This is a genomic window from Collinsella aerofaciens (assembly GCF_039062365.1).
Classification (GTDB): domain Bacteria; phylum Actinomycetota; class Coriobacteriia; order Coriobacteriales; family Coriobacteriaceae; genus Collinsella.
Genome location: NZ_JBCJBI010000008.1, coordinates 42,633 through 63,906, shown reverse-complemented (window position 1 = coordinate 63,906; position 21,274 = coordinate 42,633). Strand labels below are relative to the sequence as shown.

The 21,274-nt window shown below is 57.8% G+C and carries 15 protein-coding genes; 7 read left to right on the top strand and 8 right to left on the bottom strand.

Annotated elements, in window-relative coordinates:
• Positions 1 to 96 precede the first annotated feature (96 nt).
• The gene (locus ABCN01_RS05645) at positions 97 to 591 is read left to right on the top strand and encodes a PTS sugar transporter subunit IIB (RefSeq protein ID WP_342996065.1); all 495 of its coding nucleotides are present in this window, start codon (positions 97 to 99) and stop codon (positions 589 to 591) included.
• Between the two features lie 222 nt (positions 592 to 813).
• Here the strand turns inward: ABCN01_RS05645 and ABCN01_RS05640 are convergent, their stop codons facing one another.
• Positions 814 to 1,866, bottom strand: a complete 1,053-nt coding sequence (locus tag ABCN01_RS05640; RefSeq protein WP_342996064.1) for an aldose epimerase family protein — start codon at positions 1,864 to 1,866, stop codon at positions 814 to 816.
• Between the two features lie 206 nt (positions 1,867 to 2,072).
• On the opposite strand from ABCN01_RS05640, the gene ABCN01_RS05635 reads away from it, so the two are divergent.
• Complete coding sequence (locus tag ABCN01_RS05635) at positions 2,073 to 2,837, top strand: DeoR/GlpR family DNA-binding transcription regulator (RefSeq protein ID WP_342996063.1); 765 nt, start codon at positions 2,073 to 2,075, stop codon at positions 2,835 to 2,837.
• A gap of 107 nt (positions 2,838 to 2,944) precedes the next feature.
• Here ABCN01_RS05635 and ABCN01_RS05630 read toward each other — a convergent pair whose 3' ends face one another.
• From ABCN01_RS05630 to ABCN01_RS05620, 3 genes are all read right to left on the bottom strand, one after another.
• A complete protein-coding gene (locus tag ABCN01_RS05630; protein ID WP_161115038.1) occupies positions 2,945 to 4,177 on the bottom strand; it encodes a Fic family protein in 1,233 nt (410 codons plus the stop codon).
• A gap of 366 nt (positions 4,178 to 4,543) precedes the next feature.
• Entirely contained in the window at positions 4,544 to 5,965 is a 1,422-nt protein-coding gene (gene lacG / locus ABCN01_RS05625; RefSeq protein WP_260699522.1) for a 6-phospho-beta-galactosidase, read from the bottom strand.
• Between the two features lie 75 nt (positions 5,966 to 6,040).
• Positions 6,041 to 7,819, bottom strand: a complete 1,779-nt coding sequence (locus tag ABCN01_RS05620) for a PTS lactose transporter subunit IIBC (protein WP_342996061.1) — start codon at positions 7,817 to 7,819, stop codon at positions 6,041 to 6,043.
• Between the two features lie 284 nt (positions 7,820 to 8,103).
• On the opposite strand from ABCN01_RS05620, the gene ABCN01_RS05615 reads away from it, so the two are divergent.
• Positions 8,104 to 9,105, top strand: coding sequence for a LacI family DNA-binding transcriptional regulator (locus ABCN01_RS05615; RefSeq protein ID WP_342996060.1), 1,002 nt, complete (start codon positions 8,104 to 8,106; stop codon positions 9,103 to 9,105).
• 412 nt (positions 9,106 to 9,517) lie between these two features.
• Here ABCN01_RS05615 and ABCN01_RS05610 read toward each other — a convergent pair whose 3' ends face one another.
• Together ABCN01_RS05610 and lacG (ABCN01_RS05605) are read right to left on the bottom strand one after the other, a co-directional pair.
• On the bottom strand, positions 9,518 to 11,278 hold the full coding sequence (locus ABCN01_RS05610) for a PTS lactose transporter subunit IIBC (protein WP_022094682.1): 1,761 nt from the start codon (positions 11,276 to 11,278) through the stop codon (positions 9,518 to 9,520).
• 176 nt (positions 11,279 to 11,454) lie between these two features.
• Positions 11,455 to 12,897 (bottom strand): 6-phospho-beta-galactosidase, encoded by a 1,443-nt coding sequence (gene lacG, locus ABCN01_RS05605; RefSeq protein ID WP_055310581.1) that lies wholly within the window; start codon positions 12,895 to 12,897, stop codon positions 11,455 to 11,457.
• Positions 12,898 to 13,247: 350 nt separating this feature from the next.
• Between lacG (ABCN01_RS05605) and ABCN01_RS05600 the strand changes: the two genes are divergently transcribed.
• On the top strand, positions 13,248 to 14,276 hold the full coding sequence (locus ABCN01_RS05600; protein WP_055310566.1) for a LacI family DNA-binding transcriptional regulator: 1,029 nt from the start codon (positions 13,248 to 13,250) through the stop codon (positions 14,274 to 14,276).
• 260 nt (positions 14,277 to 14,536) lie between these two features.
• On the opposite strand, the gene lacG (ABCN01_RS05595) is transcribed toward ABCN01_RS05600, so the two are convergent.
• On the bottom strand, positions 14,537 to 15,976 hold the full coding sequence (gene lacG / locus ABCN01_RS05595; RefSeq protein WP_342996059.1) for a 6-phospho-beta-galactosidase: 1,440 nt from the start codon (positions 15,974 to 15,976) through the stop codon (positions 14,537 to 14,539).
• A 66-nt stretch (positions 15,977 to 16,042) separates the two neighbouring features.
• On the bottom strand, positions 16,043 to 17,818 hold the full coding sequence (locus ABCN01_RS05590; protein WP_342996058.1) for a lactose/cellobiose PTS transporter subunit IIB: 1,776 nt from the start codon (positions 17,816 to 17,818) through the stop codon (positions 16,043 to 16,045).
• A gap of 357 nt (positions 17,819 to 18,175) precedes the next feature.
• Between ABCN01_RS05590 and ABCN01_RS05585 the strand changes: the two genes are divergently transcribed.
• The 3 genes from ABCN01_RS05585 to ABCN01_RS05575 all read left to right on the top strand — a co-directional run bounded on the left by ABCN01_RS05585 (position 18,176) and on the right by ABCN01_RS05575 (position 21,024).
• Positions 18,176 to 19,180 carry a LacI family DNA-binding transcriptional regulator gene (locus ABCN01_RS05585; protein WP_342996057.1) on the top strand — a complete coding sequence of 335 codons (1,005 nt, stop codon included), beginning with the start codon at positions 18,176 to 18,178 and terminating at the stop codon, positions 19,178 to 19,180.
• 214 nt (positions 19,181 to 19,394) lie between these two features.
• Positions 19,395 to 19,733 (top strand): PTS lactose/cellobiose transporter subunit IIA, encoded by a 339-nt coding sequence (locus tag ABCN01_RS05580; RefSeq protein ID WP_342996056.1) that lies wholly within the window; start codon positions 19,395 to 19,397, stop codon positions 19,731 to 19,733.
• A 301-nt stretch (positions 19,734 to 20,034) separates the two neighbouring features.
• Positions 20,035 to 21,024: a hypothetical protein gene (locus tag ABCN01_RS05575; RefSeq protein ID WP_343014226.1), complete on the top strand. Its 990-nt coding sequence runs from the start codon at positions 20,035 to 20,037 to the stop codon at positions 21,022 to 21,024.
• Positions 21,025 to 21,274: the final 250 nt, after the last annotated feature.

Genomic DNA, 21,274 nt, shown 5'->3' with positions numbered 1-21,274 from the left:
CGCGCAAGTGTTCTGACGGCTTTTCTCACGTTAAATGCACTAATATTGGAGACGTGATGTCTCGCTCTTACGGGGCTCAAACAGAATGGGGCAGCCATGGCTCAACCCAAGATTCTTCTCACACGTATCGACGACCGTTTCATTTACGGGCAAGACGTTGAGCTATGGAACGAAGTCGTGGGTTCCAACCTTGTCCTAATCGTCAACGATGAGATCGCGGCAGATTCGCGCCAATGGGCACCCATGAGGGTGGCGGCGCCAGAAGGCGTTTGGACGCGGTTTTTCTCAGTGCAAAGGACTATCGACATCATTCATACCGCAACGCCGCGTCAATGGATTCTGATTATGGTGGCCTCACCCGCCGATGTGCTCGCGCTGGTTAAGGGTGGCGTGCCAATAACCAAGATCAGCATCGGCCATATGCGGGCGGGGGAGGGCAAACGCTCTGTAACGCCCGCGGTCGCCATAGACGATGCGGACATCGCCGTCCTCAAAGAGCTACAAAAGCTCGGAGTAGAGCTGGAAATCCGCTATCTCCCAAGCTCCAATCCCGACCCCATCCAACTAGTCATTGGGGACGTTCTTAAATGACTAGTCAAGCGGGACACCCTCGGCACTTGGGGACGTTCCTTATGTGCCGGCCTTTTAGGAACGTCCCCAAGTGCCGGCAGGTGGGGACAGTCCTTCTCGCCTGATGTTAAAGACTGTCCCGAACGACTAGTCATTTAAGAACGTCCCCAATGACTAGGTAGCAAAGCGCCCGTCGGCGGTGGTGCCGGCGGGCGCTGCTGTGCGATATGTTGCGTTATGGGCTTAGTGCCTCATAAAGTGGTATTCGATTACATTGCAGTAGGGATGGCCCGGGCCCACAATGCCCTGCGGGAACAGCGGCTGGTGCGGTGTGTCGGGGTACATCTCTGCCTCGAGGGCAAAGCCGGCGCCCCAGCCATAGTTGGCATCGTCCTTGGCATGTTCGTCGCCCAGCCAGTTGCCGGTGTAGAGCTGCACGCCCGGGGCGGTGGTGTAGTAGTCCAGCTCGCGACCGGTCCACATCTCCTCGACGTGCATCGCGCGGCGCAGATTACGGCCGTACTGATAGCCATCGATGCACAGGCAGTGGTCATAGCCGCGCGCCTGCTTAATCTGCGGGTTGTCGGCTTCCATGCCGGGCGCGACGGGGCGCAGCTCACGGAAGTCAAACGGCGTGCCCTCGACCGGTGCGATCTCGCCGGTGGGAATGTTCTGGTCATCAATGGGCAGGTAGTGGGCAGCGTTGGCAACAAAGAAGTGTTCGCAGTCCATGCCGGCGTTATGGCCGGCAAGGTTAAAGTACGTGTGGTTGGTCATGGACACGTATGTGGCGCAGTCGCTCTCGCAGCCATATTCGATACGGAAGCAGCCAGTACGCGTCACGGTAAACACGGCTGTAAAGGTGCGGTTGCCGGGAAGGCCCAGCTCGCCATCCTCAAGCGAGGTGGTCATGCGCACGGCGTTGTGGACCTCGTCGAGCTCAACGTCCCACACGCGCTTGTGCAGGCCGTGCTCAAGATCGCTGTGCAGGTTGTTGACGCCTTCGTTGGCGGGCATATGCCAGTCCGTACCGTCGATGGTGATCGTGGCGCCCGCGGTGCGGTTTGCCACGGGGCCGATGGTCGCGCCAAAGCAGGCGGGGTTGTCAAAGTAATCCTCGAGTTTATCGAAGCCCAGTACCACATCGCGCACGTTGCCGGGAATGTCAGGCACATCGATACCAAGCACGGTGGCGCCATAATCCATAATGCGAACGCAGATCTCGGGCCCGTTGAGGGTGTAGCGATGAACGGGGGTACCGCACGGCGCGGTGCCGAAAAGCTCGGAAGTGATCATTTGGTTCCTAACATCGAGGTATTTCCGACAAACTGTAGCGCGAACAGGCGAGATTATCACTACACCCCACTAAAGCAGGGGGTATTTTTCTCAAAAAAGTGATGATTGGAGCTGCGCGGGCGTTCATTTTTGACGCGTACGAGTCTGATACAATTTGTTCGTTACTGTTTGAATGATATGCGCGCAAAGAACGGCGAGGATTCATCGTGATTAAGGCAGAGCGACAGGATAGGGTTCGTCAGCTGCTCGAAGAGCAGGGCACGGTCTCGGTCAAGGAGATTTCGGATGCACTGGGCGTCTCGGACATGACGATTCGTCGCGATCTTGAGGAACTTGCGAGCCTGGGCGAGATCGAGCGCGTGCACGGCGGCGCCCGTAGTGCGCAGGGCCGTCCCCACGCTATGTTGCGCCACGAGTATTCGCACAGCGAAAAGCGCACCAAGCATGCCGAGGAAAAGCTGCAGATCGCGCGCCGCGCCGTGGAGCTTATCGAGGAAGGCTCGACCATCTTTTTGGGTACGGGCACCACGGTTGAGCAGATGGCCTCGATGCTGCCGGCGTGCCGCCTGCGCATCGTGACTAACTCGCTTTCGGTCTTTAACCTGCTTGAGGCGCGCGAGGACTGTGACCTGTGCCTGGTAGGCGGCATGTACCGTCGCCGCACCGCCGCTTTTGTGGGACCAACGGCCGAGGATACCCTGCGTGCACTGGGCATCGACGCGGCGTTTATCGGCGCCAACGGCATTTTGGACGGCGACGTGTCCACGTCTAACATGGAAGAGGGCCGCATCCAGCAGCTCGCCTTTAGCAAGGCCGATTCACGCTACCTCATCGCCGACTCCAGCAAGATCGGCAAGCGCGACTTCTACACCTTCTGCCGCCTGGACAGTTTGGATGCCGTGGTGTGCGAGCCGGGCGTCGCCGCCGAGGATCGTGTCGCCATCGAGGAACATACGCGGGTCATCTGCTAGCTAATGCTACAGACGATACTTCTGCCCCTGCCGGCGCAGGGGTTATCGCTTCACAATGACGCGTAAATAACTTTGGGCAACAAGGATGAGGCTATTCTGGGATATGACTAGACTCCGTATTTCGTCTTTATGTCCCTTGAGAATGAATCGTAGTCTTCATAGAGCCCCTCTCTGCTTTCATCCTCGGCGTGGTTTACACGTTCAAGGAGCTTATCCTTTGGAGCCTCTTTTGTTATTGCGGCCTCGCTATCGGGTATTGTGGATTGCAAGAATAGTTCTAGAGCATGGACGTCTTTGAGTATGTAGCCCGTCGAACGACCCGCTCCTGTTTTTTCGATTGCGCTGCAACTAACAAGCTGACCGAGGGTTCGTTTAACGGTAACCTCGCTGATATCGGGGCAGTTGGATCGGATGTCGGATTTCTTAATGACGCCGGGTCTCTGTTGAAATAGAACGGCGATGCGCGCTTGCTTCGACATGGGACGAGTGCTTGATTCAATTAGGGTACGCTGCTCGAGCTGTCGGTAGGCGGCCAGGGTTGTTCCGAGCATGAAACGGATAAAGGGTGCTTCGGTGTTTTGATTTTCATTCCATCCAATGGAGCTTGCAGCGAGGGCGTTGTAGTAGAGCGCCTTGTTGTCTTCAATAAGTCGTTCGATGCTGATGTAACGCGCAACGTCGTATCCAGTCTTTTCGAGTAGCAGCGTTGTAAGGAGCCGGCTCATCCTGCCATTGCCATCGTTGAAGGGATGAATGCTGACAAAATCGAAGATGAAGCGGAATGATATAAGGAGGGGGTCGCAAACTTGACGAGATAAGGCGTCGTTGAGGGACCGACAGGCTTCTTCGATAAGTCCGGGGGTTGCTAGGGCCGAAGGCGGCCTAAAGCGCACAAATCGATTGCCTTGATCGTCGATGGAGATGATTTCGTTATCGCTATCTTTCCAATGGCCCCCATACGAGATTGCTGTGTGTACCATGAGGTCACGATGCAACTGCAAAATGACCGATGGCGTTACGGGAATGAAATCGTGCTGCTCGTGAATAAGCGACAGCGCATCTCGGTATCCAGCGATTTCTTCCTCTGCGCGGGAGCTTGGCTTGGCGGAATACGCCATGATTGCTTTGAGTCTTTTTTGGGTGGTAACAATTCCTTCAAGTCCGTTGGAGGATTGGGTGCTTTGGATCTTAGCTTCCTCCATAAGTGACGATAGAAGTTCGGGTTTGACTTGACTCAGAGCAAGCTGTCGGCCTTTATGCTCGCGTATCGAGAGGAGGAGGTTGGTGATTGGAGTTGCTTCGAGTTCCGCTGGGACTGTGGTGTAATCGAACTGGCGCATGCGGCTCCTTTCGGTATCACGAACATACTTTCGATATCATAATACCATTAAATGATACCGAAAGTATGTTCGTGATACTGAAAACTAGAAACCGTGCTTCATAACTGCTTGGAAAGTTCGGATTCGACTATCTTATTGTCTTGATCTGTAACAGGTAGACGGTCGAAAGTGGGCTACGTGTTACAGATTTAGATATTTCTGCTCGGGCGTTCTGTTTGTCTCGATTTGTAACAACTAGGGCCGAAATACTCGGCTAGATGTTACAGATCGAGACGAATGATCCGCTCGGGCCCACCAAAACAAAAAGGCCGCATGCGAACCCGTGGAGGGATTCGTATGCGGCCGACAGGGGGTATGCGGCAAAAGTTAGGCCATAAGCAGGCCGGTCTCCGCGACGTTCTTGTACCAGTACGCACTCGCCTTGGGATAGCGCTTCTGGGTCTCAAAGTCGATGTAGAACAGGCCGTAGCGCTTGTTATAGCCGTTGGTCCAGGAGAACTGGTCCTGCAGCGACCACACAAAGTAGCCGTCGACGTTTACGCCGCCGTCAATTGCCTTGAGGATCCATGCGAGATGCTGACGCATGTAGTCGATGCGAGGGGCATCGTCGATAAAGCCGTCCTCGAAGTCGTCCTTATAGCCCATGCCGTTCTCGGTGATGTAGATCTTCTTGTAGTTGGGGTAATCGTTCTTAATGCGGAGCAGTAGGTCGTATAGGCCCTCGGGGTAGATGATCCAGTCCCAATCGGTGGTGGGTACGCCTTCGCGCACGCATGACTCGCCCACGCCCTTGAGGAACCAGCGCGAGGAGCCCTTGTCGCCGGTGCCATTGTGGTTGATGTCGTTTTCGCCCTCGGCGGCACGCAGGAACTGGCACTTGTAGGTGTTGACGCCCAGGCAATCGTTGTAGGGGAGTGCGGCGGTCAGCGCGGCGATGTCCTCGTCGCGGACGTCGAGCTCGCCGCCGGCGATATGGGCCAGCTTGGTCGCAGCCTCCATGGTGTCGGCTGCATAGTGGCCGCGGAAGGTGGCGTCGAGTACCCAGCGGTTGTTGATGACGTCGGCCATGCGAGCTGCCTCGCAGTCGGCGGCGTTGTTGGGGTCGAGGGGATACTTGGGCTCCAGGTTCTGGACAATGCCGATCTCGCCCTCAAAGCCGCCCTCATGGAAGGCAACGACAGCCTTGGCGTGGGCCACCATCATGTTGTGCATGAGCTGGAAGGCCTTGTCCAGGCGGTACTTCTCGCCGTGCGGCCAGTTGCCAACGATAAAGCTGCCCTCGGCGGTTGCGGGAATCTCGTTAAAGGTAAACCAGTGCTTGACCTCGGTGAACTCGGCAAAGCAGAACTTGGCGTACTCGACAAAGGCGTCGATCGTCGTGCGCGTCAGGAAGCCCTCGCCGCCGTTCTGGTAAAAGGCCTCGGGCGTATCAAAGTGATCGAGCGTGACATAGGGGATAACGCCAGCTTTGTTGCAGGTGGCAAAAAGCTCGTGATAGAAGGCAACACCCTCGGGGTTAATCTCACCGGTGCCGTTGGGGAAGATGCGGCTCCAAGCGATGGAGACGCGGATACCGTTGATGCCGAAGCGCTGGCACAGGTCGATATCGACCGGGTACTTGTTGTAGAAATCGCTTGCGGGATCGGGGGAGAAGCGACCCTGAGCAGCCAGGAAATCGTCCCAGGGCACTTTGCCCTTGCCGTGCGTGCGGGTCTCGCCCTCAACCTGGTAAGCAGCGGTGGCGCCGCCAAACACAAAGCCGTCGGGGAACTGCATGGGGTTGGTCATGAGTCATCCTTTCTGTGGGATACGAATAGGGAGAGGTGCCCGAACCGGGAATCCGGGCACCAACAGAGGGAGGAACTAGTCGAGGTTCTCGCGGAGCCACTTGATGGCGCCAGCGGGGTCGCGGGTAAGGTCGATATATTCCTTACCGCGGGGAGCGAGCAGCTTAATGCCCAGACGATCGGTGTCGGCCTTCATGTCGTTGTAGTAGCTACGAACCTGCGGGGCGAGCACGATGACGTCGTACTGATCCATGATGGCAGTGTGCTGACCATAGGCGCCTGCGGAGGAAGCGATGTTCTCTCCGGTCTGCGCAGCACCTTCCTTGATGGCGTTGGCAAGCATGGCAGAGGTGCCGGCGCCGGCGCACAGGACGAGGACCTTCAGACCGTCGACATCCTTCTTAGCGGATGCGTTGGCGGCGGGCTCGGGCTGATCGGCGACAGGCTCGCTGTCGGCGGCAGCGGCGGTCGGCTCGACGGAAGCGGTAGTCTGTTCGACAGCGGGCGCAGAGGTGCTGGCGGCGATGGTGGCAGCACCATCGGACTCGAGACCCAGCTCGGCGGCGCGCTCGGCCTCCTGGTCGCAGAGCAGCTTATCGTATGCCTTCAAGAACGGCAGGTAGATGATGGCGTCCAGCAAGATGATGATTGCGACAAATACCAGGGCGATAAGCTGGAAGTTCGTGGTGATGAAAATGCCGATGGGGGCAGGGGTGGCCCAAGGCACCACGAAGGAGAAGCCGTTCATGCCCACGTTATCGATAAAGAACTTGGCAACACTCACGTTGACGCAGCCGGCGGCAACAAAGGGAATGAGCATGTAGGGGTTAAGGATCATCGGCGCGCCAAAGAGCAGCGGCTCGTTGACAGCAAAGGCAACAGGAACAATCGAGGCCTTACCGACGGCTTTGAGCTGCTTGGACTTCATAAAGAGAATCAGCAGAAGCGGCACGATGAACGTGGCGCCGGTGCCGCCGAACTCACCCACGAGCGACATGTTAAAGGTGAGGGAGTGGGCGGGGTGGCCGCCTGCCAGCAGAACCTGCAGGTTCTCGGCCTGGTTGGCAAGACGGATGGGGTCGATGCCCGGCTGGACGATCGAAGGACCGTGGACGCCGATGAACCAGAAGAACGCGGTGGCCGCCTGAATAAGGATGAGTCCGGGGTAGGTCTCTGCTGCGGTGAAGAGCGGGGAGAGCAGCTTGATGAGCAGCTCGGAGAACGGAACGCCCATGAGGTTGCGCACAACCACATCGATGATGCCGCAGATGATGACGGCGCCGCCAAAGGGGATGATGTCGCGGAAGTTCTGAGCGATGGCGCCCGGGACCTCCTTGGGCAGCTTAATGGTCAGATCGCGCGAGACGCAGAACTTATAAACCCACACGGTAATGAACGCGGCGATATAGGCCGAGAACAGACCGCGCGTACCCATGCTGGTGCAATCGAAGACCGAAAGCTCGGAGCCGTCGAACTTGGTGGTGAACTGCGTAACAGCGAGCAGCAGCATGCTGCACTGGGCGGCCACCATGGTGGAGCCGTCGTTGAGCACCTTGCCGGCGGGCATGCGACGGTTCATGGAAGCCGTGAAGTTCTTGGCGGTGGTGCCGGCAACCATGATGCCCATAACGCCCATGGTGAAGTTGTACAGCTTGTTGCACCAGTCGATGAGCGGCTGGGGCAGCGTGATGCCAACTACGCCAGGAAGGGTGGCGATCAACAGGAAGATCGAAGAGGTGAGGACAATGGGCATGCACCCAAGGAATCCGTCCTTAATGGCCTGGAGGTAGACGTTCCTCGAGATCTTCTCAAAGAACGGTTGATGCTTTTCGAGCATCTTTACGATGGCGTCCATAGAGCTCCTTTGCTACTTGATGCGCGATGCATGTGGATGGAACTGGTCGTCGATGGATGGTCAGGACTGCCCGGAAACCTTCCTGCTTAAGGAAGGCATTGCGAAATGACAACGTTGTCATTTCGTTAATGACAACGTAAGACATTTTTGGAAGAGCAACAAGGATATACGGGTGAGCGGTCGATATTGTCCGGTAAACGGTTGATTTATCAGTCAGGCAGGTAGTGTATGCTAGAACGCAAAAAACAAGCGATAAAGAACCGAGTGGAGAAGCAGTGGCAACGATGGACAAGAAAAATGTCTCGATGAACGATGTGGCGATTGCCGCGGGCGTTTCTCTCAAGACGGTGTCGCGCGTGATCAATGAGCCCGAAAGCGTGCGAGAGTCGACACGCGATAGGGTCCATGCTGCCATGGAAGCGCTTGGGTTCCGGGCGAACTTTGCCGCGCGTTCACTCAAGTTGGGCCGTTACGGGTGCATCGGCGTGGTGCTGTTCCACTTGTCGGGCGGCGCCGTGGACATGATTGACGGTATCGCCGATGCCGCCGAAGAGCGAGGCTTTGCGCTCACGATGATCAAAAAGCGGGCTGGGGAAAAGATGACCCTTGCCGAAGCGGCGCGTAGGATGTCGCAGCTGCCTGTTGATGGCATGATCTTCAACCTGCGTCAGATGGTCGATGACTTTGATACCTTTGAGGCGCCGAAAGACCTCAAGACGGTGATTATCACACCGATGGAACATCCTACCTGCTCCACCGTCAGTGACGATCAAGAGGGTGGTGCGCACATGGCGTGCGAGTACTTCTTGAATCGCGGGCATAAAAACGTGTACTTCGTCTCTGGTAAGAAAGAGTCGCTGTCGAGCCAGTGCCGTATGAAAGGTTGGCGTGCGGCGCTCGAGGCGCGTGGCATTGAGCCGCCCGAGCCTCTGCAAGGCGATTGGAATGCGGATAGTGGCTATGCCGCAGGCCTTGCGCTTGCCGATAAACCCGATTGCACGGCGGTCCTCGCCGCTAACGACTGCATGGCAAACGGCGTGATGATGGCTCTACGTGACAAAGGGCTCGGTGTGCCCGACGACGTGTCCGTGATCGGCTTCGACGATGAGCTCTACAAGACGATTCCCAACTCGATTCTGACGTCGGTGAAGTTTCGCCACCGCGAGCTGGGCATCCGTGCGCTTAACGAGGTCGTTGCAGGTCTGGAAGCCCCGAGCTCCAGAAGTCGTACGCTCGTCTCGGGCGTGTTGGTCGAGCGTTCCAGCGTAAGGGATCTGCGGGCGTAGACGTGCTCGGCCTGCTCGTCTAAATCTGTAACAGGTGGGACCCGAAAACTCGGCTAGATGTTACAGATTTAGACAATTCGGCCCGGCTTATTCCGTTTGTCTCGATCTGTAACAGTTAGGAGTGAAATGACCAGCCAGGTGTTACAGATCTAGATTGATTGGATTGACCCATCTGTTTGTCTCGATCTGTAACATCTAAGCGGTCAAAAGCGGTCTACATGTTACAGATTGAGATTTTTGGCTTGGCCTGTGCGTTCACCTCGATCTGTAACAGCTGGGACCCAAAAACTCGGCTAGATGTTACAGATTAAGATGAACAGGAGGACGGGTGCGGTCTAAACAAAATGGCCCGCGCATCACGCATCGATGCACGGGCCATTTTTTTCTGCGGGCGGTAGGTGGCGTCAGCGTCTTATGCCTCGAGGTTTTCCTCGATCCAGGCGACGGCACCCTTGGGATCCTTAGTGAGGTCGATGTACTGTTTGCCCTTGGGCGACAGCAGCGTGATACCCAGGCGGTCGGTGTCGGCCTTCATCTCGTTGTAATAGGTGCGAACCTGCGGAGCCAGGACGATGACGTTGTACTGGTCCATGATGGCGTAGTGGCTGCCGTAGGCACCGGCGTTGGCGGTAATGTCGATGCCCAGCTCGTCGGCGCCTTCCTTAAGCGCGTTGGCGAGCAGTGCAGAGGTGCCGGCGCCAGCGCACAGAACCAGAACCCTCAGATCCTTGCCCTTAAGGGCGGACGGAGCTGCGGAGGCCTCAGTGGCAGAAGCGGTCTCGACAACAGGAGCCTCAACGGCGGGGGCGGCAGCGGTCTTGACGGCCTTGGTCTCCTCGGCCTCTTCTTCGGCCAGGGTCTCGGCCTCCTGCTTGCACAGGACGTTGTCGTAGGCCTTGCAGAACGGGTAGTAGATTAAGAAGTCAACGACCAGCAGGACGACAACCAGGACCAGAGAGATCGGCTGGAAGTTGGTGTCGATGAAGGTGCCGATCGGTCCGGGGAGTGCCCACGGCATGGCATAGATAAAGCCGTTCATGCCCAAAAAGTCGATGAAGAACTTACCAATGAGGACGTTGGCCACGGGGGCAAACAGGAACGGGATCAGGAAGTACGGGTTGAGGATGATGGGCGCGGCGAACAGCAGCGGTTCGTTGACGGCGAACATCACGGGTACGACAGAGGCTTTGCCGACGGCCTTGAGCTGCTTGGAGCGCATAAAGAGCAGGAAGATGATCGGGACAATGAACGTGGCGCCGGTGCCGCCGAGTTCGCCGATGTAGTTACCGAAGTTCTCGGTCAGGGCGAGGGCGGGGTGACCGCCGGCCTGCAGCGTGGCGAGGTTGGTGGTGATGTTGCCAAACAGCGCGGCGTTGAGGGCAGGCTTAACGACCGAGGGGCCGTGGATGCCCATGAACCAGAACAGCGGGATCATGAACCAGATGAGGGCGAGGCCGGCGTAGGAATCGGCAGCGGCGAACAGCGGGCTCACCAGCGTGGAGATGACGTTGGCAAACGGGACGGCCAAGCAGGTGCGGCAGATAACGTCGATGACGGCGACAAACAGGATGGAGAAGCTGAAGGCGAAGATGTCGCGGAAGTTCTGGGCGATGGCGCCGGGGACTTCTTTGGGCAGCTTGATGGTGATGTCTCGCTTAATGCAGAAGGCATAGATGTTGACCGTGGCAAATGCGGCGACAAAGGAGCTCAGTAGGCCCTTGGTGCCCATGTTGTCGGTAAAGAACACCGAGACATCGGCGCCGTCGATCTTGGCACTCGTCTGGGTAACGGCCAAGATGAGCATAGCGCACATGGCGGCGACCATGGTGCTCGTGGCGTTGATGGCCTTGCCGGCAGGCATGCGGCGGTTCTTGGAGCCGGTCAGCGCGCTTGCGGTGGTGCCGGCGACCATGATGCCCACGACGCCCATCGTGAAGTTGTAAACCTTGTTGCAGAAGTTCACGACGTCGACGTTCCACCAGTCGGGCAGCGTAAAGCCGCCGACCGTGGCGACAACGCCCGGCAGGGTCGAAATAAGCAGGAAGACAGAAGAAGACAGGATGATGGGCATTGCTGCCAAAAAGCCGTCTTTAATGGCCTGAAGGTAGATGTTCTTAGAGACCTTGTCGAAGTACGGCTGACCTTTCTCCAAGAACTTAACGATCGATTCCATAGTTCACGCTCCTCTTTGCATGAAATCTTAATGGCATGGACGTTGAAAACCTATATGGTCTCCCGCTTGCTAAAAGCCCGGGTGCAGGCGGGGTCGGTCCCAGGGGGAGAGAGGGGAGCGGCTGGGTTTGTATCGCATAGGGCCGCTCCCCTCTCGGGGGAAAGCGAGGCGATGCGCTACTGCGCGTCCGCCATAGTGTCGGCGAGCTCCTTGTACCAGAGTGCCGACTGCTTGATGTAGCGTTTTTGCGTGTCGAAGTCGATGTAGAACAGGCCGTAGCGCTTGTTATAGCCGTTGGCCCACGAGAACTGGTCCTGCAGGCTCCAGATAAAGTAGCCCTGGACGTCGACGCCCTCGGCGCGCGCCCGGAGCACCTTCTCCATGTGCTGGTCGACAAAGTCGATGCGCTCGGGATCGGCGACGATGCCGTTTGCGTCGGGCTCGGGGTCCTTGTGGCCCAGGCCGTTTTCGGTGATATAGATGACGGGGAGGTTGGGATAGGTGGCGCTGATGTGCTTGAGCGTGTCGTAGAGGCCTTGCGGGTAGATGAGCCAATCCCAGTCGGTGGTGGGGATACCCGGCATATCGACCTGCTGCCCGACGCCCTTAAACTTAAAGCACGAGGTGCCCTTGTCTCCGGTGCCGTTAAAGCTGTTGGTGGACTCGCCATCGTAGGCGGCGATAAACGCCGACTGATAGTAGTTGAGGCCGAACATATCGTTGCGGGGCGCCGCCTTGGCGAGCTCCTCCATGTCGCTGTCCTCAACCGTAAGCGTGGCGTTGTTGGCACGCAGAATCTCGTTGATGAGTGAGAGGGTGCGCGCGGAGTAGTGACCCAGGAAGGCGCCGTCCATGATGAAGTCGGTGTAGAAGGCGTTGTACAGGTCGGCGGCGTGCTGGTCGGCGGGCGAGTCTGTGGCAGGATATGCCGGCGTCAGGACGTTGACCATGCCAATGCGTCCGCCCAGGTGCTCGGTCTCGTCAAGATCCTTATACAGGTTGACGGCGCGGGCGTGGGCAACGAGCTCGTTGTGCTGGCTCTGGATGCCGCTCGTCACATCAAAGTGATGGTTGGGCGGGAAGTTGCCTTGGATGTATTGGGAGTGCGAGAGGCTGATGAGCTCGTTGATGGTGAACCAATTCTTGACCTCGCGGAACTCGCGGAAGCAGAACTCGGCATAGCGCACATAGGCGTCGACGGTCTTGCGGTTGAGCCAGTCGCCCTGGTTGAACAGGGCGGCGGGGGAGTCAAAGTGATGCAGGGACACATAGGGCTCGACGCCATACTTTTTGCAGCAGGCGAACAGCTCGTGGTAGTGCTTAACGCCCTCGGCGAGGGGCTCGGCATCGTCGCCGTTGGGGAAGATGCGGGTCCAGGCGATGGACACACGGATGGCGTTGAGTCCATGCTCGGCAGAAAGGCGGATATCCTCCTCGTAGCGGTTGTAGAAATCACTGGCCGGGTCGGGCAAAAAGCGACCCTGGGCGACAAGGTAATCGTCCCACATGGTCTTACCCTTGCCTGCCACCTTCGTGGAACCTTCCGTTTGGTACGCGGCGGTTGCGGCGCCCCAAACAAAGCCCTTCGGCAGCTGCTGTACGCGGTTTAGCAAAGACATATGCATACACCCTCTCGTCTCGCTGTTCGATATTGTGCGTTTGCGCTCAGGAGGCTCCCTGGTTAGCGTTCAGCGGTGAAAAAGCCCGATAAACACTATCTTAAAATGATTAGAACCAAAATGAGCACGTGAACATTTGACAATGAGCACGTTAACATCCGGCTGGGATGTATAGAAACAAAACAACTTCAAACAGCCGCGAACGGTTGTATTTGTTCGGTAAGCGGTTTTGATTGACAGAAGTTTTCATGTTGTGGTATATGGCTCGGGTATCATGAGCACGTTATCGATGTATGTACGATGCGCCATGGGCGCGGGGAATAGTTGGGAAGCAGGTTAGCGTGGAAGGCATGGCTCAGCAGACAAGGAATGGTCATTCGGCGAGCGCGGCAGAGGTTGCGGCGCTCGCTGGCGTGAGCCGCCAGACTGTGTCTCGCGTGGTCAACGGTATGCCCAACGTGACGGAAAAGACGCGCAAGCGTGTGCTGGCCGCCATGGAAGAGCTGGGCTTTCGTCCCAATTTTGCTGGAGCGGCGTTGCGCGGCGGGTCGTATCGTTCTATTGGCCTGTGCATGTACAACATCACACGTGTCGGTAACCTGGCGACGCTCGAGGGTATCATGCAAGCGGCGCGCGAGCACGATTTTGCCGTCACTATGATCGAGATGGGCGGCGACAAGCCCTATACACTTGCCGATGCCTCGCGCCGCATGGTCGAGCGACCCGTCGACGGCATGATTCTCAACATGAACCGCATGGCTCCCGATTTTGAGGAGTTTGTTCCCCAGCCGGGAGTGCGAACGGTCATCCTGTCCATGTATGCGCATCCGCGCTGCACGACGATCGACTCCGACCAGTATGGTTCGTGCGAGCTGTTGACCAATTATCTGCTGGAACATGGTCACTCGAATATGCGGTTTGTGGCGGGTCCGGAAAACTCGATTTCCTCGCGTTTTCGTGAGGCCGGTTGGCGCGATACGCTGGGTCGTGCTCATGTCGATGCCGCTCCGATGCTGCGTGGCGATTGGAGTGCGGACAGTGGGTACGCCATGGGCGAGCGGATTGCGGCCGAGGTGCTTGCCGGCGGGTCGCAGGCGCCGACTGCCGTGCTTGCGGCAAATGACCAGATGGCGCTGGGCGTTATCGCCGCGCTCGAGAACGCGGGCCTGTCCGTGCCCGACGACGTGAGCGTGGTTGGTATCGACGACGCACTCGAGGGACTTGTTCCTCACAATCGACTGACGACGCTGCGATTTGATTTGCGCGGTGTCGGTAAGCTTGCGTTTGAGGCGGCGATTGGAGAGAGCTCGTCTATCGAGGCGATTCATGTGCCGAGTACGCTGGTCGAACGCTCGACTGTTAGGGACATACGGGGTTAGGTCCTACTCCGTTTGTCTCGATTTGTAACAGGTAGACGGTCAAAAGCGGGCTACGTGTTACAGATTTAGATTCTTCGGAAAGAGCAATCCTGTTCGTCTCGATCTGTAACAGCTAGGACCAAAAACTCGGCTAGATGTTACAGATTGAGATAAACGGCTTCTGACCTGCACAAAAAGGCCGGGGGCGGCGTGCCGTGTGACGTGCCGCCCCCGGCTGAGAAATGGGGACAGGTTATGTGGGCGGGCAACCCCGCCAGTCACTAGTCCAGACGACGGGTCTGCGCCACGTGCTTATACCAGTATGCGCTTGCCTTGGGCGTTCGCTTCTGGGTTTCAAAGTCAACGTAGAAGAAGCCGTAACGCTTGTTGTAGCCATTGGTCCAGGAGAACTGATCCTGCAGGCTCCACAGGAAGTAGCCGCCCACGTTGACGCCCACCTCCATGGCCTTGAGCAACCAGCGCAGGTGCTGCTCGATGTAGTCGATGCGCGGCTGGTCGTCCACAAAACCGTCCTTGTAGGGGTCCTTGTAGCCCATGCCGTTTTCGGTGATGAAGATCTGCTTGTAGTTGGGGTAGCGCTGCTTAATGTAGACGAGCAGATCGAACAGACCCTCGGGATAGATAATCCAGTCCCAGTCAGTGGTGGGGATGCCGGGCTTGTTCACGTGCTCGCCAATGCCCTTGACGCGCCAGCGGCCGGTGCCCTTCTCGCCCGTACCGTTGTGGTGCAGGTCGTTCTCGCCATCGTAAGCCTTCAAGAAACGGCACTGGTAGTTGTTAACGCCCAGGTAGTCGTTGTAGAGGGCGGCCTCGCGCATGATTTCCAGATCCTCGTCTAGGATCTCGATGGTACCGCCCGAGACGGCGGCCAGGCGGTTGGCGCACTCGAGGGTGTCGGGCGCGTAGTCGCCGCGGAAGGTGGCGTCGAGCAAGAACTGGTTTTGCAGCACGTGCTCGTTGTTGGCGGCTTTGATGTCGGCGGGGTCGTTCTCGTTGAGCGGATACTTAAACTCCAGCGACTGAATGACGCCGATCTTGCCCTTAAAACCGCCGTTGTGGAAGGCCAGTACTGCCTTGGCGTGGGCGAGCATCATGTTGTGTTCGCACTGGAAGGCCTCGGCCAGATGCGCCTTGACGCCACCGGGGAAGGTGCCCTCGATGTAGGTGTTGGAGGCGTCGGCCCAGATCTCGTTAAAGGTGAACCAGTAGGTCACCTGGTCGGCGTACTCCTTAAAGCAGAAGGTGGCAAAGTCCACAAACGCGTCGATGGTCTCGCGGTTGAGGAAGTCGCCCTTCTCAAAGAGGGGAAGCGGCGTATCGAAGTGATGCAGCGTGACAAACGGCTCAACGTGGTGCTTGTGGCATTCGGCGAAGAGATCGTGATAGAACTGGACACCCTCGGGGTTAATCTCACCGATACCGTTGGGGAAGATGCGGCTCCAGGCGATGGAGAGGCGAATGCCGTTGATGCCAAACTCCTCGCACAGCTCCAGATCGACGGGGTACTGGTTGTAGAAGTCCGAAGCGGGATCGGGGGAGAAACGGCCCTGGGCCTCCAAGAAGTCGTCCCAGGCAACCTTGCCCTTACCGTGAGTGCGGGTCTCGCCCTCTACCTGGTAGGCAGCAGTGGCGCCGCCAAAGACAAAGTCCTCGGGAAACTGCGCAGGCGGGTTAGTGACGCTAGCAGGGTTAACGGACATGATGATCCAATCGTCTAAATCGAAGGGCCAGCCGGTCTTGGATGGTCGGCTGGCCCTGAGCGTTACTTACTTCGAGAGTTGCTCGCTTACGAAGGCGAGAGACTTATCGCCGTTCTGGGAGAGCTCGATGTACTGTTTACCGCGGCAGGCGACGCACTTGTTGCCCACGCGCTCGCAGTCCTTTTGCAGGTCGGCCAGGTAGCTCGCGGCCTGCGGGGCCAGGACGACCAGGTCAAAGTCGGGGAGCATGTCGACGTGGTTGCCATATGCCTCGGCAGCGGTTTCAAGATCGATGCCGCGCTCCTTGGCGGCCTTGGCCAGTGCGTTGGCGAGCAGGCCCGAGGTTCCGCCGCCCTGGCAGAGCACGAGCACGCGCTTGCCGTTGAGGTCGCTGGCGGTCGTTGCCTCGGCAGCGGATGCTGCAGAAGCGGCGGGGGAGTCGGCCTTCACGGCATCGGCAGCAGCGCCGGCGGCAACGCTCTTGGCGTCAGCCTTGCCCTGGAAGGCATCGTTAAGCTTGGCGGCCTTCTCGGCGTTCTTGGCGGCGAGCTCCTCCTGGGAAATCTCGGCCTCCTCGGCGCACTTCTGGGCGTCATAGGCACGGAAGAACGGGTAGTACAGGGCAAAGTCGACAACCAGGATAAGGGCGAGCATCACAAAGGCGAGCGGCTGGAAGCCCAGACCCATGATGGTGCCGATGGGGCCGGGGACGGTCCAAGGCAGGGTGTACATAAAGCCGTTCATACCCAAGAAGTCGATAAAGATCTTGAGGATCCAGATGTTGGCGATCGGGGCAAAGACAAACGGGACAAAGAAGACGGGGTTGAGCACGATGGGTGCGGCGAACAGCAGCGGCTCGTTGACGGCAAAGCACACGGGGACGATAGCGGCCTTACCGACGGCGCGCATCTCCTGAGACTTGGCCAGGAAGCAGAACATAAAGACCAGGACGAGCGTGGCGCCGGTGCCGCCCATGCAGACGACGAAGTACTGGGCACCCTGGGTCAGGACAGCGGAAGCGTGCTGACCAGCCTGGAACGCAGCCAGGTTGTCGGTCATGTTGGCAACGAGGGCGGCGGCGATGGCGGGCTCGACGATTGAGGGGCCGTGGACGCCCACGAACCAGAACAGGCTCATGGCGCCGTAGATTACAGCGAGGCCGATGTAGCCATCGGCAGCGGTGAACAGGGGCTGGAACACCTGGATGACGCCTTGGGCAAAGCAGAAGCCAAAAGCAGCGCGGAAGACGATGTCAAAGACCCAAAAGACGGTGATGCAGACGGAGAAGGGGATGATGTCCTTAAAGGTCTGCGAGATGTTGGGCGGAACCTGCTCGGGCATCTTGACGGTGATGTTGCGCTTAATGAAGAACTTGTAGATGATGCCAGTCACAAACGCAGCGATGAAAGCGGTCAGCAGGCCCTTGGAACCAAGGTAGGTGGTGTTGAAACCGCTGGCGGCGTCCGTGGCGATGGTGTCGCTCGAAAGGAGCAGAAAGCCGATGATGGCCGCGCACATGCACGAGATGAAGTTGATCTGGTTGTTCTTGGGCAGATCGCGGTTCTGAGCGTCGGCGAAGTGCTTGGCCGTGGTGGCGGCGCAGGCGATGGCCAGGATGCCCATGGAGTAGTTGTAGCACTTCCACAGGGCGTTGTTGATGTCATCGGGCCAGTAGAAACCCCAGATGTTGGGGACCGAGGCTACCAGGCAGAAGATGGACGAGAAGATGATGATGGGGATGACGGAGATAAAGCCGTCGCGGATCGCCTTGAGGTACTTGTTGCGGGCGATCGCGTTGAAAAAGGGCTGGCCTTTTTCGATGGTGGCGATGAGTTGCTCCATGCAATGCTCCTAAGAGTCGGTGGGTTAGCAACGATGGTAGCTTTTGGCGTTCGGTTGCCAAAATGTTGACGTTGCCATTTTGCGACACAAAAAAAGACGCGAACCGGTGGTTCCTGTGCCTGCGAACCGTCGATTCCTTATGCGTAAACGTTTGAGCCGCCCGGTGGCTCTGTGTTTGCATAATGGCAACGTTAACATTTGGGCGCCAAAAGCCGTTTGGGGAAGCAAAAATGTCGGTGAACGGTAGGTTTTGGGTGGTGAGCGTATGGTGGGGGAGGCGTTGGATATACTTGAAGGCGTTAAAAATGACTGCGTAGGGTGCCACCAATGGCATCGTCGACATAGAAAGATCGACCTATGGCCGCTGTTAAAAAATCGGTTTCCGTTAAGGATGTGGCGCGTCTCGCGGGCGTCTCGGAGCAGACAGTCTCGCGTACGGTGCACGATTCGCCCAGCGTGCGCCCCGAGACCAAGGAGCGCGTGCGTGCCGCCATGCGCGAGCTGGGGTATCGCCCCAATTTTGCCGGTCGATCGCTGCGCCGCGGTAAGTTTAAGACCGTCGGCGTCGCCATGTTCAACATTACCGGCACCGGCAACCTCGACCGTATGGAGGGCTTTGCCGCCGCGGCCGACAAACACGGCTATGCCATCACCCTCACTAAAGTAGATGGACACCCCTATACCCTCGAGAGCGCATCGTCGCGTATGAGCGCACTGCCGGTGGACGGTATAGTCGTGATTATGAACCGCATGCCGGCGGACTTTGGCACCTTTGAGCCGCTGCCCGGTATGCAGACGGTGCTCGTTACCATGCTGGAGCACCCGCTGTGCTCGACGGTCGATAACGACCAGTTCGATTGCTCGCGCCAGGTGGTCGAGTACTTGCTGGAGCAGGGGCACAAGACCGTGCACTTTATCTCGTGCCCCGAGCGCTCGCTTTCGGGCATGCGGCGCGAGGAAGGCTGGCGTGAGACATTGCGTGCGCATGGCATTGAGCCACCGCAGCTCGTCCGTGGCGACTGGACGGCGCAGAGTGGATATGCTGCCGGCCAGGTGCTTGCGGATGATCCGACCTGCACGGCCATTTATGCCTCCAACGATGCCATGGCATATGGCTGTATCCGTGGGCTCGAGTCGCGCGGGAAGTGCGTGCCCCAGGACGTGAGCGTGGTGGGTGTTGACGATAGTCTGGGCGATATCGTGCCCGACCGTCGCCTGACCACGGTGCGCTTTGACAACAAGCGCGTCGGCATGTGGGCGGTCGACAAGATTGCCGGCGCCGAGGGCGTTGCACCCGGTGTGGAGCACAGGCTGTTTCCGGGCGTGCTCGTCGAGGGCGATACGGTGCGCGATGTACGCTAGGGTGCGGACCTGTTTGGGTTGCCGATAATTGTGTTTGATATTGTTCGGACTGGCTTAAAAGCCGTTCACGGCTGAAAAGCAACCGTTCATAGCTCGAAATTGCGTTTTGCGCTGTTCTTTTTTGTTTGAATGTTACTGTTCCTGTCATACACAGCGCAGCGCGTATGCCCGGACGCGATGCTCTCCGTTGGTTCATATGTGAAAGGAACGCAATATGGCAACCAAAGAAGAAATCTCGATGGTTGGATTCGAGATTGTCGCATACGCGGGCGACGCCCAGACCGATCTGATTGCAGCGCTCGATGCTGCTCGCGAAGGTGATTTTGAGAAGGCTGAGCAGCTGCACAAGGATGCCAGCGATGCACTTATCGGCGCCCACGACACGCAGACCAAGCTGCTTTCGCAGGAGGCCGGCGGCGGCGAGATGGAGATGACCTTCATCATGGCCCATGCTCAGGATACTCTCATGACCACCATGATCCTGGAGAAGCAGGCCCGCTTTACCATCGATGCCTACAAGCGCATCGCCGAGCTCGAGGCCAAGCTCGCCTAACGAGCCCTCACAACCAAGTCCCCTTCCAAAAGCTCTGCCGCCATCCGCAGCAGGGCTTTTTCTGTCCTCCTCCAAGTTGCGGTGAAATAGGGACTGAATAGGGGCCGACGGGCGCAAAACAATCCCTATTCCACCGCAACTCATCCGGAGATAGTCATTGGGGACAGTCTTGGTGCGCTCCGTTCGTCCTCCCGTTCGGTTTTTTGCTCGGTGGGTATACTTCCTTTCGCATTAAACGCCGGACTGAGGAGGTATCCAAATGCCGGATAACGGGTCAATACAAAAAAGAGACGCGCACGAGATGGCTCATGGGCGTCCTGTCCAGATAACCGAGCACACGACGGTAACCGAGCTGCAGCCCAGTCTGTCCGATGTCGTGTGCGCAAACAAAAAGCTGCAGATTGGCTTTATCGTTGCGCTTGTGGTCCTGGCGCTGCTGTCGGGCTTTGTGGCTCGTCCGCATTTCGCCGATACCAAAACTTGGGACTCCACCATCGAGGTCATCGACCAAAAGAAGGGTAACGTACTGGCGCTCACGACCTCGTGCGTGGCGCTGTCTGCGGGCATTACCGCGCTGCCGGGTGATACGGGAACGCCGGTTGCCGAGCAGCTCGCGCAGCTTTCAGGCAACCTTGGTATCGTGCTTGCCGTGCTCTACCTAGAGAAATACCTGCTAACCATTTTGTGGTCGGTCGGCCTGGGCATCTTAATCCCGTTTGCGTTGGTGCTCTTTGCGGTGTCGCTCGGCATTCACGGGCGCTGGAGCACGAGCACTGTCCTGCGCCGTGTGGCGACGCGCGTGCTGGTGGTTGCCGTGATCGGCATGGCGCTCGTGCCCGCGAGCGTATGGGTGTCGCAGAAGGTCGATGAAACGTATCGCGTAAGTATTGAGCAAGCTGAGCAAAAGGCTGCGGACGCTGCGGACGCGGCCGACACCACGGACAAGTCAGCCGAGACCAGCTCAAAATCGAACAAGAAAAAATCCGAGGCCACGGAGTCCAAAAACGTGCTCGAGCAGTTGACTGATGGGGCATCGAGCCTTATTACGTCGGTGACCAGCGGCGCCAAGCAGATGACCGATGAGATCGTGCATCAGGTGACCGATCTGATCGAAGGCGTCATCGTGATGATCGTGACCTCGTGTGTGATTCCTCTACTGGTGCTCGTGGCGTTCCTATGGCTAGGACACGTGCTGCTGGGGATCGATATCTCCGGTCCCGCGAACTATCTGACGGGTCGTTTCTTGAGCGCTCCGTCCAGACATGCCAAGAAGAGCGGGCAGTCTGAGTAGGCGGCAAAGCGATCTTTGGAAGATCAACCGTAAGAAGGGCGGCCGAGACACGTTCTCGGTCGCCCTTTTGTTTGTTGAACACGTGGGCGCTACGTCCGCGCCGGGCTCAAACGGTCAGCAATCATCCGTGAATGGTGTTTGTTCAAAAAAGAACAAAGATAAACAATTTATTGTTGCAGTCGGTGTTCGAATGTGTTCAAATAAACACGAACAGTGAAGAACCGCACATTCAGATGCCCGGACCTGAACG

What these genes read in the sequence shown, in the direction of transcription:
- ABCN01_RS05645 (WP_342996065.1), top strand. Translation starts at nt 97, where the DNA reads ATGGCTCAACCCAAGATTCTTCTCACACGTATCGACGACCGTTTCATT.
- ABCN01_RS05640 (WP_342996064.1), bottom strand. Translation starts at nt 1,866, where the DNA reads ATGATCACTTCCGAGCTTTTCGGCACCGCGCCGTGCGGTACCCCCGTT.
- ABCN01_RS05630 (WP_161115038.1), bottom strand. Translation starts at nt 4,177, where the DNA reads ATGCGCCAGTTCGATTACACCACAGTCCCAGCGGAACTCGAAGCAACT.
- lacG (WP_260699522.1), bottom strand. Translation starts at nt 5,965, where the DNA reads ATGACCAACCCCATGCAGTTCCCCGACGGCTTTGTGTTTGGCGGCGCC.
- ABCN01_RS05620 (WP_342996061.1), bottom strand. Translation starts at nt 7,819, where the DNA reads ATGGACGCCATCGTAAAGATGCTCGAAAAGCATCAACCGTTCTTTGAG.
- ABCN01_RS05615 (WP_342996060.1), top strand. Translation starts at nt 8,104, where the DNA reads ATGGACAAGAAAAATGTCTCGATGAACGATGTGGCGATTGCCGCGGGC.
- ABCN01_RS05610 (WP_022094682.1), bottom strand. Translation starts at nt 11,278, where the DNA reads ATGGAATCGATCGTTAAGTTCTTGGAGAAAGGTCAGCCGTACTTCGAC.
- lacG (WP_055310581.1), bottom strand. Translation starts at nt 12,897, where the DNA reads ATGTCTTTGCTAAACCGCGTACAGCAGCTGCCGAAGGGCTTTGTTTGG.
- ABCN01_RS05600 (WP_055310566.1), top strand. Translation starts at nt 13,248, where the DNA reads ATGGCTCAGCAGACAAGGAATGGTCATTCGGCGAGCGCGGCAGAGGTT.
- lacG (WP_342996059.1), bottom strand. Translation starts at nt 15,976, where the DNA reads ATGTCCGTTAACCCTGCTAGCGTCACTAACCCGCCTGCGCAGTTTCCC.
- ABCN01_RS05590 (WP_342996058.1), bottom strand. Translation starts at nt 17,818, where the DNA reads ATGGAGCAACTCATCGCCACCATCGAAAAAGGCCAGCCCTTTTTCAAC.
- ABCN01_RS05585 (WP_342996057.1), top strand. Translation starts at nt 18,176, where the DNA reads ATGGCCGCTGTTAAAAAATCGGTTTCCGTTAAGGATGTGGCGCGTCTC.
- ABCN01_RS05580 (WP_342996056.1), top strand. Translation starts at nt 19,395, where the DNA reads ATGGCAACCAAAGAAGAAATCTCGATGGTTGGATTCGAGATTGTCGCA.
- ABCN01_RS05575 (WP_343014226.1), top strand. Translation starts at nt 20,035, where the DNA reads ATGGCTCATGGGCGTCCTGTCCAGATAACCGAGCACACGACGGTAACC.